The organism is Bradyrhizobium sp. 137, assembly GCF_023074095.1.
Taxonomy (GTDB): Bacteria; Pseudomonadota; Alphaproteobacteria; order Rhizobiales; family Xanthobacteraceae; genus Bradyrhizobium.
The window spans coordinates 1-15,947 of record NZ_JADPKU010000120.1; the positions used below are offsets into that span (position 1 = coordinate 1).

Genomic DNA, 15,947 nt, shown 5'->3' on the forward strand with positions numbered 1-15,947 from the left:
AACCACAGACCCCATCAGGCCTTGGCAGGACAAACTCCCAAGGCCTTCGCCGCTACCAAGACCACCGCGATCCAATCAGCGAATTATTGAACATCGACAGCAATGACGGGGAGATAGTCGGGAATCGGGTGGCGGCGGGTAGGGCAGTCTTGCGAAAGTCCTGGCCATGACAGCAACCGCACGCAAATCACCCCAGAAGCCATCCGCTGACCCTTCCGCCCAGGTCAACGCCCTCGACTGGCCGCAAATCACCGCCGAACTCGACGCCCAGGGTTGCGCTGTCCTGAAAGGCCTGCTGACGCCGGAGCAATGCCGTAGCATCGCCGCGCTCTATCCAGACGACACGCACTTCCGCAGCCGCATCGTCATGGGGCGCCACGGCTTTGGCCGCGGCGAATACAAGTACTTCTCTTATCCGCTCCCCGACCTGATTGCGCAATTGCGCCCCGTGCTTTATGCGCAGCTTCAGGGCGTCGCCAATCGCTGGAACGAGGCGATGGGGATCGACATCCGCTATCCCGCCGCGCATGCGGCGTTCCTCAAGCGCTGCCACGAAGCAGGCCAGAGCCGGCCGACGCCGCTGCTGCTGCAATATGAGGCCGGCGACTACAATTGCCTGCACCAGGATCTCTATGGTGAGCATGTGTTCCCGATCCAGGTCGCGATTCTGCTGTCAGAGCCGGGGCGCGACTTCACCGGCGGCGAATTCGTGCTGACCGAGCAGCGGCCGCGCATGCAGTCGCGCGCCGAGGTGGTGCCGCTGGCGCAGGGCGACGCCGTCGCCTTCGCCGTGCATCACCGCCCGGTGCAGGGGACACGCGGGACATACCGGGTTAACCTGCGTCACGGCGTCAGCCGGATTCGCTCCGGCCAGGGCCACACGCTGGGTGTGATCTTTCATGATGCCAAATGAGTGAGGCGATTGACTGCGGATTTGTTCGATAGCGTCGCCGAGGCGCAGCCATTGCGCGAGGAGATCGCTGACGGCGCCGTGCTGCTGCGCGGCTTCGTCACGCCGATCGAGAGCGAGTTGATCGAAGCCGTGCGCGCCATCGTGGCGCAATCGCCGTTTCGGCGCATGACCACGCCCGGCGGCTATCAGATGTCGGTGGCGATGACCAATTGCGGCGAGCGCGGCTGGATCACCGATCACACCGGCTATCGCTATGATCCAATCGATCCGCGAAACGGCGAGCATTGGCCGGCGATGCCGGCAGTATTCCGTGATCTCGCCCGCCGCGCGGCGGAGCAGGGCGGCTTCAAAGACTTCGCGCCCGATGCCTGCCTCGTCAACCGCTACGAGCCCGGCACGCGGCTGTCGCTGCATCAGGACAAGGACGAGCTCGACTATTCGGCCCCGATTGTCTCGGTCTCGCTCGGCCTGCCCGCAACCTTCCTGTTCGGTGGCTTGGCGCGCAGCGACAAGCCGCGCCGCTTCCGCCTCGTCCATGGTGACGTCGTGGTCTGGGGCGGGACTAGCAGGCTCGCTTATCACGGCGTCGCGCCGCTCGCCGACGGCGAGCATGCTCTGCTCGGCCGGAAGCGAATCAATTTGACGTTTCGACAAACACGCTAGTCCATCCCCTCATCCTGAGGAGCTTGCGAAGCAAGCGTCTCGAAGGATGGAGGCCCGAGCCGCCGCAGCGGGGGACCTCGTGGTTCGAGACGGCGCTTCGCGCCTCCTCACCATGAGGACAACTACGGCTTCGGCGGGTGAATGAACGCCCAGGGACTGACTTCGGAGTCCCGCGTCACTTCCACCGAGATCAGATACGGCCCGCCATGGGCGAGCGCCTTCTCCATCGCCGCCTTGAACTGGTCCGGCGCGGTGACGCGCGCAGCGGCAACGCCGAAGGATTCCGCGAGCTTGACGAAATCCGGATTGACGAGATCCGAAGCCACCACGCGGCCGTCAAACCGCTCGCGCTGGTCGCGGCGGACATTGCCGTAGGCGTTGTTGTTGAACACCAGCGTCACCACGCCGATGTTGAACTGCACGGCGGTCGAGAGCTCCTGCACGCCGAACATGAAGCCGCCGTCGCCGGTGATGGCGACGACGGGTTTGTCAGGGTTCGCGACCTTGGCGCCAAGCGCAGTCGGAAAGCCCGAGCCGAGCGTGCCCTGATAGCCTGACGTGATGAAGGTGCGCGGCTGATAGACCGGAAAGCCGTACCAGGAGGCGAAGCCGAACTGCGACAATTCATCTGTCACGATCGCATTCGCCGGCAGCACCTCGCGCAGGATGTTGAGATACGCCATCTGCGGCTGGATGCGCTGGATTTCCTGTTGCGCGGTTGCGGCGGCCTCGCGGATGTCTCCCCGCCGGCTGCGGCTTCTCGCATAGCCGGCCTTCTTCACGGCGGTGACGAGATCGGCCGTGCCAGCCTTGGCATCGGCGACGATGGCGGTATCGAAGGCGAGCCGCCGCATCTCGGCCGGATCGATATCGATCCGAATGGATTTCAGTCCCTTCGGCTGATAGGGCCAGCGAAAGCCAGAGGCCGGCAGCTCCGCGCGGGTGCCGATTGCGATCATCAAATCAGTGTTCGGCCACAGCTTATAGGCAGCAGCCATGGTGAGTCCGAGTTCGTGCGCATTGGAGACGATGCCGCGGCCGCTGCGAAAGGCAACGACGGGCGCATCGATCATCTCGGCGAGCTCGAGGATCTCCTCGCGCGCCTCGATCGCGCCGCTGCCGACGAAGATCATCGGCGCCTTGCTGGTCTTGATCAGCGCGGCGGCCTGCTTGATCAGGTCAGGATCAGGCAGCGGCGCGGGCAGCGGCTCCAGCATCTGTGCGGCGGCGGTTTCGGCGCGCTGGGTGAAGACGTCCCACGGCATCTCGACAGACGCAGGCCCACGCCGCCCCGACATCATCTCCTGAAAGGCGCGCGCGACGACCGTCGGCGCATTGCCGGGATATTCGATACGGTCTGCCCATTTCACATAAGTGCGCAGGGTCGCGAGCTGGTCCGGCATCTCGTGGAGATGGCCGCGACCCTTGCCCAAAAATGGCGTCGGCACCTGGCCGGTGACGCAGAGCACCGGCTCGTTGCAGCCGAACGCGGTGAGCAACGCCGCGCTGGCGTTGAGCACGCCGGGGCCAGGCACCACGCTGAACACGCCGGGCTTGCCGCTGGAGCGCGCATAGCCGAACGCCATGTAGCCGCAGGCCTGCTCGTGCCGCGCGCCGATCACCTTGAGCTGGGCTTGGTGGAAGGCATCGAACAGGCCGTAGACCTGCGCGCCGGGCAGGCCGAACACGGTGTCGACGCCGTGGGCGACGAGGCCGCTTACGATCGCTTCGCCGCCGGTGAGAGTGGTCATGGTGCTATTCCACTTCGATGGTTGATCAGGCTTCGTCGACGACGCCGTTGCGCAAGAGCCCGATGCCTTCTGCTTCGACCTCGACGATATCGCCCGGCCTCAGGTAGCGCGGCGGATCGAACCGCGCGCCGGCGCCGGTCGGCGTGCCGGTGACGATGATGTCGCCGGGGACGAGGGTGGCAAAGGTCGAGATATAGTTGATGAGGTAGCGGAACGGGAACATCAAGCGGCTGGTGCGATCGTCCTGCCTGAGCTCACCGTTGACATGCGTGGTGAGGCGAATGTCGGCGATCTGGGATTCCGTTGTATAGGGCACGAGCCATGGCCCGAGGCTGCCGCTGGAATCAAAGTTCTTGCCCTGCGTGACGTTGAACTTGGCATGACGCAGCCAGTCGCGCACCGAGCCTTCGTTGCAGAGTGTGAGCGCGGCGATGTGATCGAGCGCTGCGCTCTCCGCAATGTGCCGGCCTTCCTTGCCGATCACCAGCACGATCTCGCCTTCATAGTCGAGCTGTGCGGAGGCGCGCGGCCGCACCAGCGGCGTGCCATGGCCGACGAAGGAGCGTGGGCTCCGCATGAACATGCTCGGGTATTTCGGCGCGTCCTGGCCATCCTTGTACTCGGCGTTGCGATCGGGATAGTTGACGCCGATGCAGATGATCTTTTCCGGCGCGGGCACTGGCGGCAGAAAGGTGATCTCGCGGAGGGGATGATCCGGCGAGCGGCCTGCGGCTTCCTCGGCAAGGCTCGTCAGCTTCCCGGCCGCGATCACCTCGCGCAGCGTCGGAAAATCCTTGGCGTGGCGCGCGGAGAGATCGACCACGCCGCGATCGACGGCCGCGCCGTAGCGCGTTGCCCCCTCGACGGAATAGGTGGCGAGGCGAGGGAGTGTCATCAGTCTGCCACCAGCACGTCGGCCACGAATTTCGGCTCGCGCACGGCCTGGCCAGTGAAGGGCGAGCCCTGCTCGAACCAGGAGCGCGGCGCGGGGGCACCCCACAGCGTCTGCCGGCGCGGATCGCGCAGCGACCAGCGCAGCGGCTCGTGGTCGTGATCGCCCGTGAAGTAATCGCTGGTGTAGAGCTCGAGCCGGTGGCCGTCAGGGTCGCGCACATAAAGGAAGAACGCATTCGAGATGCCGTGGCGTCCGGGGCCGCGCTCGATGTTCTTCACGAAGCCCTGGGAGGCCATGACGTCGCAGAGATGGATGATGTTCATCGCCGTCGGCGTCCAATAGGCGAAGTGGTGCAGGCGAGGGCCCTTGCCGTTGGTGATGGCGAAGTCGTGGACGTTGCCCTTGCGATGCATCCAGGCTGCGGCGATACGTCCGTTCGGTCCGTCCTCCTCGGCATATTCGGTCAGCCGGAAGCCGAGCCGGGCGTAGAAATCGACGGTGTCCTGCACCTCGGCGGCGAAGACGTTGAAATGGTCGAGCCGCTGCGGGTGGCAGCCTCTGTAGAGATCGTAGCGGCGCAAGAGGTGTGGCCGGCGGTCCATCGCTGCATAGAGCTCGATCTGGAAGCCGAAGGGGTCCGTGAATTGCAGAGTGCGGCCCTGGAACGGCTGGTCCGCGAAGCCGTAGGCGAGACCGTTCTCGGAGAGGAATGCGGCCGCCTTGTCGAGATCCTTGTCGTTGCCGACCTTGAAGCCGAGCCGCGCGCAGGCGGGCGCTGCGGCCTTGCGCAGGACGAGCGAGTGATGCTGATGCTCTTCAGCTCCGCGCAAATAAACGACATTGTCGTCGGCGTCCTCGACATGCAGGCCAACAATGGTCTCGTAGAACTCGCGGCTCAGTTTCAGATCGGTGACGTCGAGCACGACATGGCTGGAGCGAATGATGTTGAACGGCGGCTCGAAGACGTGTTGCGGTATGGGCATTTGCGTTTCCCCTTGTATCAGTCATCCGGGGGGGCGGCTCGTTGAGCCGAACCCGGAATCTCGAGGTTCTCAGGTGCGCAATTGCGCACCATAGTTCGTGCTTCGCACGCCCCAAAACGACGGTTTTCCTAGATTCCCAGCTTCTGAATCTTGTGCGTGCCCCGCGCCAGCGAGACGTGCTTGGTTTCCATGTAGAAATCGAACGAATAGTCGCCGCCGTCGCGGCCGATGCCTGAGGCCTTCATGCCGCCGAACGGCGTCGGCAGGTGGCGGACGTTTTCCGAGTTCAGCCAGATCATGCCGGCCTCCAGCGCGTCCGCGACACGCAGGGCGCGGCCCATGTCGTTGGTCCAGACATAGCCGGTGAGGCCATAGCGAATGTCGTTGGCGATCTCGATCGCGTCCGCCTCGTCACGGAACGGCAACACGGTCAGGAAGGGGCCGAACACCTCCTCCTGCGCCACCCGCATCTTGCCATGCGCACCGGTCACCAGCGTCGGCTCGACGTAATGTCCGCCGCCGAGGCCGTCACAGGGCTTGCCGCCGACCGCGATCGTCGCGCCGTCCTGGCGCGCGACGTCGAAATAAGAGCAAACCTTTGCGAGGTGACGCTCGTGGATCAGCGGCCCGATCTCGGTTGCGGGATCGAGGGGGTGGCCGACCTTCAGCGCCTTCACGCGCGCGGTCAGCTTCTCCACGAATGTCTCGGCGATGCTCTGCTGAATCAGCAGGCGGCTGGAGGAGGTGCAGCGCTCGCCATTGAGCGAGTAGATCATGAACACCACCGCATCGAGCGCGCGGTCGAGATCGGCGTCATCGAACACGATCACGGGGTTCTTGCCGCCGAGCTCGAAATGCACGCGCTTCAAGGTCGGCGCGCCCTGGATCATGATCGCCGAGCCCGTCGCACTCTCGCCGACGAAGCCGATCGCCTTGATGGCGGGATGTTCGGTCAACGCCTTGCCGGCCTCTTCACCAAAGCCGTGCACGGTGTTGAGCACGCCATCGGGAATGCCGGCTTCCTTGACGAGCTTCGCCAGAATGGAGGCCGTCACCGGCGACCACTCGGCCGGCTTGTGCACGACGGTACAGCCGGCTGCCAGGGCAGGGGCGATCTTCCAGGTCGAGAGCATGAACGGCGTGTTCCACGGCGTGATCACGCCGACCGGGCCGATCGGCACGCGCGTCGAGACATTCCAGTGCTCGTCGCTCGGCGTGTTGAGGCCGTCGCGCGCCTCGGCGCATTTGTCGGCGAAGAACCGAAAGTTCTCGGCGGCGCGGATGGCGGCCTTGGCCATGAAGCGATAGGCTTGGCCGGTGTCGATGCATTCGAGCACCGCGATGTCATCGGCATTGTCCTCGATCGCGTCGGCGACCCGATGCAGCAGCTTGCGCCGCATAGCCGGGCCCATGTCGCGCCAGGATTTGAAGGCCAGCGCGGCAGCAGTGGCCGCACGATCGATGTCCTCGGCATTGCCGCGGGCGACGCTCGCGAGCGTCGCGCCATCGACCGGCGACTTGGTCTCGAAGGTCTCGCCAGAGATCGATGGCTCGATCTTGCCGTCGATGATGTGACCGATGCCGTCCGCGCGGAGCTTTTTCAGCAGCGGTGCGAGGCGGTCGCGGTTGGCCTGGAACACGTCGGCTTTTGGCGCGGGCTTATCCATTTGCGGCCTCCACTTTCAGGGCGTCGTGGATGTTGTTGCGCTTCCAGCTCGTGTCCTTGTCGTTGATCTGCATGTCGAACGACAAGGCGAACTTGCTGGCAGCGAAGACGGGGTCGAGATGTTTTGAGAGCGCCTGGAATACGTGCTCGCCGGCTTTCTGGCGCGTCTTGAGATCGCGGCCCTCGCCGATGCGCAATACCATGTCGAGAAAGCCGTAGTCCTGCCGCGCGTCCGCGATCGCGTAATGCTCGCACCTGACGGCGCGAACGCGGATGCCGCCGAGCGGGAAGATGCCGGTCTCGACCGCTGCCTTGCGCACGACTTCGCATACCAGGCCCATGTCGAGGCGGCCATCGAGATTGGCGGAATATTCGATGGTGAAATGCGGCATCGCGGTTTCACTCCCTGTCTTCTTATTGTCCGTCTAAGCGAAGTAGCAGCTCACCGAGCCGTAGGCGCCATAATCGGCCTGAATTGTGTCGCCCTTGCGGGTCTCGATCGGGCGGATGAAGGAGCCGGCGAGCACGACCTGTCCGGGCTCCAGCGCATGGCCGAGCGGTGCGATCTTGTTCGCGAGCCAGGCCACGGCGGTTGCGGGATGGTTGAGCACGCCGGCGGCAAGTCCGGTTTCCTCGAGCTGGCCGTTCCGGAAACACAGCGCGCCGATCCAGCGTAAATCGGCGTCCAGCGGCCGTATCGGCCGCCCGCCGAGCACGATGCCGGCATTCGCCGCGTTGTCGGCGATGGTGTCGAAAATCTTCCGCGTCGCTTTGGTCCTCGGATCGACCCGCTCGATGCGCGTGTCCAAAATCTCCAGCGCCGGCACCACGAAGTCGGTGGCGTTCAGCACGTCGAACATCGTGCAGCCGGGTCCTGAAAGGCGCTTGCTCATGACGAAGGCGAGCTCCGCCTCGACGCGCGTCGCGATGAAGCGCTCCGTCGGGACGGGGCCGCCATCAGCAAAGAACATGTCGTCGAGCAGCACGCCGGAACCCGGCTCGTCGATATCGAGCGCGCTCTGCATCGCCTTCGAGGTCAGGCCAATCTTGTGGCCTTTGACGATCCGCCCCTCGGCGATCTTGACGTCGACCCAAGCCTTCTGAATCGCGTAGGCGTCAGCGATGGTGATCCCAGGAAAATCCTGCGAGAGCTGCCGGATCTGCGTGCGAGTCTTCTCCGCCTGGTGCAGACGCCTCGCGCAAGCTTGGATATCGTCGTTGGAAAGCGCCATTTGTGATCTTACAAATCGGGGTGCCCGGAGATACTTAACATGTTAAATGAATGCGTCAAACACAATTCGCGCTTGCTGCATTGCGAAGATTTTGCAGCTTGAAAGGGTATCATGACGAAGAAACCCGCCGATCCCGCCGGCGAAAACGCGCCTGCCGCGCGGCAGGTGCCGATGCGCGACTTCTCGCGTTCACTGCCGATGTCGCTGCTGCGGGCACGCGAGGCGGTGATGCGGCAATTCCGCCCCTCACTGCGCGAGCACGGCTTGACCGAGCAGCAATGGCGCATCCTGCGCGCGCTGGCCGGCATCGAGGCGGCCGAGGTCACGGAACTCGCGCGCACGGCGTTCCTGCTCGGGCCGAGCCTGTCACGCATCCTGCGCGACCTCGAAGCGCGCAATCTGATCGAGCGCAAGACCGCCAAGGCGGACCAGCGCCGCAGCATGGTCTCGATCTCGAAAGAAGGCGTGAAGCTGATGGCCTCCGTGGCGCCGACGTCGGAGGCGATCTATGCCGAGATCACGCGACGCTTTGGCGCACGCAAACTCGTCGAGTTGCAGGACATGCTTGGCGAGCTCGAACAGAGTCTCGCAGGGCTCGGCAGCGGCGAGGGGGCAAGTGCCGAGGAGTGAAAGCTGATATGCGCGAGCGCGCGGTGCGAGCCATGGACATGGCCGCGTTTTTTCGCTCAAAGTGCCGCCCAAGCCGATCGCTGCAAAATCGGCAGCGGGTAGAGGTAAGCAGACCGTCATGGTCACCATTCAAGTCCAGAGGCTGATCGACTTCGTCAGCGAGGTCTTTGCGCATGCGCAGTCCTCGCCGGAGGAAGCCAGGCGCATCGCCACCTACCTCACAACAGCGAACCTGACCGGCCATGACAGTCACGGCGTGATCCGCGTGCCCGTCTACATCCGTTGGCAGAAATCCGGCGCGGTCGTGCCCAACCAGAACGCGGAAGTGGTGCTGGACACGCCCTCGCTCGCGGTGGTCGACGGCAAGTTCGGCTACGGCCAGACCGTGACGCCGCAGGCGGTTCGGATCGGCCTCGACAAGTGCAAGAAGGCGGGGCTTGCCGCGGTCGCGCTGCGCAACGCCGGCCATATCGGCCGTGTCGGCGACTGGGCCGAGATGGCTGCCGCCGAAGGGCTGATCTCGGTGCACTTCGTCAATGCGGCGGGCTCGCTGCTGGTTGCGCCGTTCGGCGGCGTCGAGAAGCGGCTGTCGACTGCGCCATATTGCGTCGGCATCCCCCGCGCGGGTCAGGATCCGATCGTGCTGGACTTCGCGACCTCGGTCGTCGCCGAAGGAAAGGTGCTGGTCGCAAGCCGTGGCGGCAAAAAGCTGCCGAAAGGCGCGCTGGTCGATTCCGACGGCAGCCTGAGCGAGGACCCAGTCGTGCTCTACGGCCCCTACACGCCGGCGGGACCGCGCGATCATACCAAGGGCACAGGCGCCATCCGTGCCTTCGGCGAGCACAAGGGATCGGGGCTCGCCTTCATATGCGAGCTCTTGGGCGGTGCGCTGACTGGAACCGGGGCCACATCGGGCGGGCGGCGCTTTGCCAACGGCATGCTGGCGTTCTATGTCGATCCGAAGGTGGTCGATACCTCCAACCTTTTCGACGACGAAGTCTCGCGCTATGTCGATTTCATACGCGCCACCAAGCCGATGGCCGACGTCGATCGGGTGCTGATTCCCGGCGATCCCGAGCGGAAAATCCGCGCGGAACGCACGAAAAACGGCATCCCCTTGCCGGATGACACCTGGGCGGCAATAGTGAACACGGCCCGCGAGGTCGGCGTCAGCGAAGTCAGCATCCAGAGGGCGACCGCATAGGTCTTGCGCCATTGCGAGCGTAGCGCGGCGATCCAGTTCGCGGTAACAGCGGGGTTGTGCTGTCGCGGCGCTCGTCATGGTGACGAAGGTTCAAACAACAAAGAAGGAAGGCAACGTGGCGAACAAGGTCAAGGAAATCTGGAAGTCGGGCAAGGCCGTGGTCAACGCGTGGCTCGCTATACCCTCTGGCTTCTCGGCCGAGATGGTCGCGCAATGCGGCTTCGACAGCGTCACCGTCGACATGCAGCATGGCGTGCAGGACTATCTGTCAATGGTCCAGTGCTTCCAGGCCATGGACAAGCATCCGATCACCCCGATGGTCCGCGTGCCCTGGAACGAGCCCGGCATCATCGGCAAGGTGCTCGACGGCGGCGCCTATGGCGTGATCTGCCCGATGGTCAATACGCCGCAGGAAGCCCGGAACCTGGTCTCCTATTCGAAATATCCGCCGAAGGGCGTGCGCTCCAACGGTCCGATCCGCGCCGGCATGTACGGCACCGCAGGCTCCTACCAGAAGACGGCCAACGACGAGATCGTGCTGCTGCCGATGATGGAGACCAGGACCGCGGTCGAGAACATGGAAGCGATCCTCGACGTCGAGGGCATCGACGGCGTCTATATCGGCCCGTCCGACCTCGGCTTCTCCTACGGCCTCGAGCCCAAGCTCGACCGCAGCGAGCCGGAGATCCTCGCGATCTACGAGAAGATCATCAAGGAGTGCGGCAAGCGCGGCCTCAACCCGGGCATCCATTGCAGCGGCGCCGAAGGCGCAGCGCGCGCCATCAATATGGGCTTCAAGCTGGTGACGTTGTCGAACGAGGTCGGTCTGATGACGACCTACGCCAAGATGCAGGTGAATGCGACCCGCAAGGAATCAGGCGGGAAGGCGTGATCTAGCGTGTCCCGGACGCGGTGCAGCGACAAAAGCGCGTTTACGCGCGTCTTTGACCGCTATGGCGATGCACCGCAGAGCCGCGACCCAGTTGCTGCGCAAGGCTGGCGTGACAAGGCTGACGTGACAATGGGCCCGGGATCAGCAGTGCATCCTTTCACGCTGCGCTGCGTCCGGCGCACGATATTTTGAAGACCCAAGGAGACCTCCCATGACCATTAGCCCCGTCATCCGCCTGCATCCCGATGATGGCGTGCTGATCGCGCGCGCGAGCCTGCCGCCCGGCACAATGGTCGCCGACGGCGTGATCACGGTCGATCGCATTCCCTCCGGCCACAAGGTCGCGATCAAGCCGATCGCATTGGGAGAGCCAATCAAGCGCTACGGCCAGATCATCGGCTTTGCCACGGTGCCGATCGCGCCGGGCCAGCACGTCCACACGCAGAATTGCGGCATGGGCGATTTCGCCAAGGACTATGCCTATTGCGCCGACGTCAAGCCGACGCCGAATTTCGACCTGCCGGCGACCTTCGAGGGCATCCGCCGTCCGGACGGCCGCGTCGCCACGCGCAACTATATCGGCATCCTCACCTCGGTGAATTGCAGCGCGCATGTCGCCAGTCTCGTTGCCGACGTCTTCAAGAAGAATCCCTTCACCGGCGACAACCCGCTGGCCGATTTCCCCAACGTCGACGGCGTGGTCGCGCTGACCCACAAGACCGGCTGCGGCATGACGCAGAACGAGCCGCTGGCGCTGCTCCGCCGCACGCTTGGTGGCTATGCGCGGCACGTCAATTTCTCTCACGTCATCGTGCTCGGCCTCGGTTGCGAGGTGAACCAGATCGGCGGCCTGATGGAAGAGCAGAAGCTCGCCGGCCGCCTGCGTGCGATGGACATCCAGGAGGTCGGCGGCACGCGCAAGACGGTGGAGGCGGGCATCGCCTTCGTGCGCGAGGCGCTCGCCGATGCCAACAAGGTCAGGCGCGAATCCGTGCCGGCAAGCGAGCTCACCGTGGCCCTGCAATGCGGCGGCTCGGACGGCTATTCCGGTGTATCAGCCAATCCCGCGCTCGGTGCTGCCAGCGACCTCGTCGTCCGTCACGGCGGCACCGTGATCCTGTCGGAAACGCCGGAGACCTATGGCGCCGAGCATCTGCTGACGCGCCGCGCCGTCAGCCGCGAGGTCGGCGAGAAGCTGGTCGACCTCATGCGCTGGTGGGACGAATACACCGCGCGCGAAGGCGCTGAGATGAACGCCAATCCAAGCCCCGGCAACAAGGCCGGCGGCCTCACCACCATCCTGGAAAAATCGCTCGGCGCAATGGCGAAGGCCGGCACCACCAATCTCGTCGAGGTGCTGCGCTACGCCGAGCCCGTCACCAAGAAGGGTTTTGTCTTTATGGACACGCCCGGCTACGACCCGGTTGCAGCGACCGGCCAGGTCGCAGGCGGCGCCAATCTCGTCTGCTTCACGACCGGGCGCGGCAGTGTGTTCGGCTGCAAGCCGGCGCCGTCGATCAAGCTCGCCACCAACACGCCCATGTACAAGCGCATGGAAGAGGACATGGACGTCAATTGCGGCACCATCCTCGAAGGCGAGGAGAGCGTCGAGCAGTGCGGCCAGCGCATCTTCGATCTCATCCTCAAGACGGCCTCGGGACAGCCGACCAAGAGCGAGAGTTTTGACTTTGGCGGCGCCGAGTTCGCGCCGTGGGTGTTAGGGGCGACGATGTAGTAAACCTGCAGCCTGCGCCATAGGCACGGTCTGCACGTTGTTAGTGCTTGATCGCGCTCACATCAGGTGTTCTGCTCAAAAAAGCTGCTGGAGCACCGCACCCCGTGTCGATCTACGTCGCACTACACCACGTCACGCACTACAAATACGACCGCCCGATCGATCTCGGCCCGCAGACCATCCGGTTGCGGCCGGCGCCGCATACTCGCACGCCGATCCTGAGCTATTCGCTCAAGGTCACGCCATCCAATCATTTCGTAAACTGGCAACAGGACCCGCAGGGCAATTGGCTCGCGCGCTACGTCTTCCCGGAGAAGACGACCGAGCTGAAATTCGAGGTCGATTTTACGGCGCAGATGACCGTGGTCAATCCGTTCGACTTCTTCGTCGAGCCTTATGCCGACAGCTTTCCGTTCGCCTATCCGAAGGACCTGAAGACGGAGCTTGCGCCCTATCTCGAGACCATCAAGCCCGATCGCTTGTTTGCGCAATATCTCGATGCGATCCCGCAGGAAGCGCCGAACACCGTCAACTTCCTGGTCGATCTCAATCGCGAGCTCCAGAAGAAGATCCGGTACGTCATCCGCATGGAGCCGGGCGTGCAGTCTCCGGAGGAGACGCTCAGTTCCGGCGCCGGCTCGTGCCGCGATTCCGCCTGGCTCTTGATCCAGACCTTCCGCCATCTCGGGCTCGCCGCCCGTTTCGTCTCCGGCTATCTCGTCCAGATCCGTCCCGACATCGATCCGATCGAGGGGCCGCCGGAGGTTGAGAACGATTTCACCGATCTGCACGCCTGGGCCGAGGTCTACCTTCCGGGCGCGGGCTGGATCGGGTTCGACGCGACCTCCGGCATGCTCGCGGGCGAGGGGCACATCCCGGTTGCCGCAACACCGCATTATCGCTCGGCCGCGCCGATCTCCGGTGGCGCCGGCTTTGCCGAGGTCGAGTTCGCATTCGACATGAGCGTGAAGCGCATTCGCGAGGCGCCGCGCATCACAAAACCGTTCTCTGACGAAGCCTGGGCGCGGCTCAACGATCTCGGCGAGCAGGTCGACGGCGAACTTGCCGCCCACGACGTGCGGCTCACCATGGGCGGCGAGCCGACCTTCGTCTCGGTCGATGATCTTGAAGCGGCGGAATGGAACATCGACGCCGTCGGTCCGACCAAGCGCGCCGTTGCCGACGATCTGATCCGCCGCCTGCGCGTGCGGTTCGCGCCCGGCGGCCTGCTGCACTTCGGCCAGGGCAAATGGTATCCTGGCGAGACCCTGCCGCGCTGGGCGTTTGGCCTGTATTGGCGCAAGGACGGCGTGCCGATCTCGAAGAATGCGGATCTCATCGCCAGGATCGAGAACCCGGGGCGCGCTAACGTCAAGGACGCCGAGGCCTTCATGGAGGGCACGGTCGCACGGCTCGGCCTCGATCCCGGCTACATCATGCCGGCCTATGAAGATCCCGCCTATTGGTTGCAGAAGGAGGGGGAGCTTCCGATCAACGTCGATCCCTCGGATTCCAAGCTGTCCGATCCGGAAGCGCGCGCCCGAATGGCGCGGGTGTTCGACGAGGGGCTGAATACGCCAAAGGGCTTCGTGCTGCCGGTGCAGCGCTGGAACGCGGACGCGCCGCGCTGGCGCAGCGAGCGCTGGAAGCTGCGTCGCAAGCATCTGTTCTTGATGCCCGGCGATTCCCCGCTCGGCCTGCGATTGCCGCTCAGCGCGCTCGAATATATTCCGCCCGATCGCTATCCCTATATCGTCGAGCAGGATCCGATGGAGCCGCGCACCAAGCTGCCGGTGTTCGAGCGCATGCCACGCCTGCAATCGCCGCCGCCGCGACTGGCGCCGGACCGTCCCGACGCAGCGGAGCCGGTACGCACCGCGATGTCGATCGAAGTCCGCGACGGCGTGCTCTGCGCCTTCTTGCCGCCGGTCGAGCGCATCGAGGATTATCTGGAGCTGGTCGCGGCCCTCGAAGCCACGGCCGAGGAGATGCAGCTCCAGGTTCATGTCGAGGGTTATCCGCCGCCGTTCGATCCGCGCATCGACGTCATCAAGGTGACGCCCGACCCTGGCGTAATCGAGGTCAACGTCCAGCCGGCAAAGAATTGGCGTGAGGCTGTCGACATCACCGTCGGGCTCTATGAGGATGCCGCCAAGATCCGTCTCGGCGCCAACCGTTTCCTGATCGACGGCCGCCACACCGGCACCGGCGGCGGCAATCACGTCGTGGTCGGCGGCTCGTCACCGCAGGACTCGCCGTTCCTGCGGCGGCCCGATCTCTTGAAGAGCCTCGTGCTGTACTGGCAGCGGCATCCGTCGCTGTCCTATTTCTTCTCCGGCCTCTTCATCGGCCCGACCAGCCAGGCGCCGCGTATCGACGAGGCGCGCCACGACAGCATCTACGAGCTCGAGGTCGCGCTGTCGCATGTGCCGCCGCCCGGCACCCAGACGCCGCTGTGGCTGGTGGATCGCCTGTTCCGGCATCTGCTGGTCGACATCACCGGCAACACCCACCGTGCCGAGATCTGCATCGACAAGCTCTATTCGCCGGAAGGTTCGACCGGGCGCCTCGGCCTGGTCGAATTCCGCGCGCTCGAAATGCCGCCTGATCCGCGCATGTCGCTGGCTCAGCAGCTCCTGATCCGCGCGCTGATCGCAAGGTTCTGGCGCGAGCCGCTGACAGGCAAGTTCGTGCGCTGGGGCACCGCGCTGCATGACCGCTACATGCTGCCGCATTTCATCTGGGAGGATTTTCATGACGTGCTCACCGAGCTGAAGCAGTTCGGTTATTCCTTCGAGCCGGAATGGTATCTGGCCCAGCTCGAATTCCGCTTCCCCGGCTTCGGCCGGGTCCATCATGGCGGCGTGACACTGGAGCTGCGCCAGGCGCTGGAGCCCTGGCACGTGCTCGGCGAGGAGGGCTCGGCCGGCGGCACGGTGCGCTATGTGGACTCATCGGTCGAGCGGCTTCAGGTTAAGGCCGAGGGATTCGTCGAGGGTCGCCACATTGTCACCTGCAACGGCCGCCGCCTGCCGATGACATCGACCGGCCGCTCGACGGAAGCCGTGGCCGGCGTCCGCTTCAAGGCCTGGCAGCCGGCCTCCGGCCTGCACCCGACCATTCCAGTCCATGCGCCGCTGACCTTCGACCTGATCGACACCTGGAACGGCCGCTCGCTGGGCGGCTGCGTCTACCACGTCGCCCATCCCGGCGGACGCAACTACGATACCAAGCCCGTCAACACCTATGAAGCCGAGGCGCGGCGGCTGGCGCGCTTCCAGGACCACGGCCATACCCCTGGGCCAATACAGCCGCCGCCCGAGGAACGCACAAATGAGTTTCCGCTGACCCTCGACTTGCGGACCCCGCTCCTGCAATGAGTA

At 64.6% G+C, this 15,947-nt stretch carries 13 protein-coding genes; 7 read left to right on the plus strand and 6 right to left on the minus strand.

Annotation, left to right across the window (positions count from 1 at the left end; all coding sequences use genetic code 11):
- Positions 1 to 166: 166 nt before the first annotated feature.
- Together IVA78_RS30280 and alkB are read left to right on the plus strand one after the other, a co-directional pair.
- The gene (locus IVA78_RS30280; protein ID WP_247278932.1) at positions 167 to 913 is read left to right on the plus strand and encodes a 2OG-Fe(II) oxygenase; all 747 of its coding nucleotides are present in this window, start codon (positions 167 to 169) and stop codon (positions 911 to 913) included.
- A 9-nt stretch (positions 914 to 922) separates the two neighbouring features.
- Positions 923 to 1,576 (plus strand): DNA oxidative demethylase AlkB, encoded by a 654-nt coding sequence (alkB, locus tag IVA78_RS30285; RefSeq protein ID WP_247278931.1) that lies wholly within the window; start codon positions 923 to 925, stop codon positions 1,574 to 1,576.
- Between the two features lie 122 nt (positions 1,577 to 1,698).
- Here the strand turns inward: alkB and IVA78_RS30290 are convergent, their stop codons facing one another.
- The 6 genes from IVA78_RS30290 to hpaH all read right to left on the minus strand — a co-directional run bounded on the left by IVA78_RS30290 (position 1,699) and on the right by hpaH (position 8,103).
- A complete protein-coding gene (locus IVA78_RS30290; RefSeq protein WP_247278930.1) occupies positions 1,699 to 3,327 on the minus strand; it encodes a thiamine pyrophosphate-dependent enzyme in 1,629 nt (542 codons plus the stop codon).
- 25 nt (positions 3,328 to 3,352) lie between these two features.
- Complete coding sequence (locus tag IVA78_RS30295) at positions 3,353 to 4,222, minus strand: fumarylacetoacetate hydrolase family protein (RefSeq protein ID WP_247278929.1); 870 nt, start codon at positions 4,220 to 4,222, stop codon at positions 3,353 to 3,355.
- Positions 4,222 to 5,205, minus strand: a complete 984-nt coding sequence (gene hpaD / locus IVA78_RS30300) for a 3,4-dihydroxyphenylacetate 2,3-dioxygenase (protein ID WP_247278928.1) — start codon at positions 5,203 to 5,205, stop codon at positions 4,222 to 4,224. The genes IVA78_RS30295 and hpaD overlap by 1 nt, the downstream gene beginning before the upstream one ends.
- Positions 5,206 to 5,333: 128 nt before the next feature.
- Complete coding sequence (hpaE, locus tag IVA78_RS30305; RefSeq protein WP_247278927.1) at positions 5,334 to 6,872, minus strand: 5-carboxymethyl-2-hydroxymuconate semialdehyde dehydrogenase; 1,539 nt, start codon at positions 6,870 to 6,872, stop codon at positions 5,334 to 5,336.
- Entirely contained in the window at positions 6,865 to 7,263 is a 399-nt protein-coding gene (locus IVA78_RS30310) for a 5-carboxymethyl-2-hydroxymuconate Delta-isomerase (RefSeq protein ID WP_247278926.1), read from the minus strand. Before IVA78_RS30310 ends, hpaE begins: the two co-directional genes overlap by 8 nt.
- Positions 7,264 to 7,296: 33 nt before the next feature.
- Positions 7,297 to 8,103: a 2-oxo-hept-4-ene-1,7-dioate hydratase gene (gene hpaH / locus IVA78_RS30315; RefSeq protein ID WP_247469134.1), complete on the minus strand. Its 807-nt coding sequence runs from the start codon at positions 8,101 to 8,103 to the stop codon at positions 7,297 to 7,299.
- Between the two features lie 111 nt (positions 8,104 to 8,214).
- On the opposite strand from hpaH, the gene hpaR reads away from it, so the two are divergent.
- The 5 genes from hpaR to IVA78_RS30340 all read left to right on the plus strand — a co-directional run bounded on the left by hpaR (position 8,215) and on the right by IVA78_RS30340 (position 15,944).
- A complete protein-coding gene (hpaR, locus tag IVA78_RS30320) occupies positions 8,215 to 8,733 on the plus strand; it encodes a homoprotocatechuate degradation operon regulator HpaR (protein ID WP_247278924.1) in 519 nt (172 codons plus the stop codon).
- Positions 8,734 to 8,851: 118 nt separating this feature from the next.
- Positions 8,852 to 9,937 carry a malate/lactate/ureidoglycolate dehydrogenase gene (locus IVA78_RS30325; RefSeq protein ID WP_247278923.1) on the plus strand — a complete coding sequence of 362 codons (1,086 nt, stop codon included), beginning with the start codon at positions 8,852 to 8,854 and terminating at the stop codon, positions 9,935 to 9,937.
- A gap of 115 nt (positions 9,938 to 10,052) precedes the next feature.
- Positions 10,053 to 10,829 carry an aldolase/citrate lyase family protein gene (locus IVA78_RS30330; protein WP_247278922.1) on the plus strand — a complete coding sequence of 259 codons (777 nt, stop codon included), beginning with the start codon at positions 10,053 to 10,055 and terminating at the stop codon, positions 10,827 to 10,829.
- 211 nt (positions 10,830 to 11,040) lie between these two features.
- Positions 11,041 to 12,564, plus strand: a complete 1,524-nt coding sequence (locus IVA78_RS30335; protein ID WP_247419323.1) for an altronate dehydratase family protein — start codon at positions 11,041 to 11,043, stop codon at positions 12,562 to 12,564.
- A 104-nt stretch (positions 12,565 to 12,668) separates the two neighbouring features.
- A complete protein-coding gene (locus tag IVA78_RS30340; protein WP_247469136.1) occupies positions 12,669 to 15,944 on the plus strand; it encodes a transglutaminase family protein in 3,276 nt (1,091 codons plus the stop codon).
- The last annotated feature ends 3 nt before the right edge of the window (positions 15,945 to 15,947 follow it).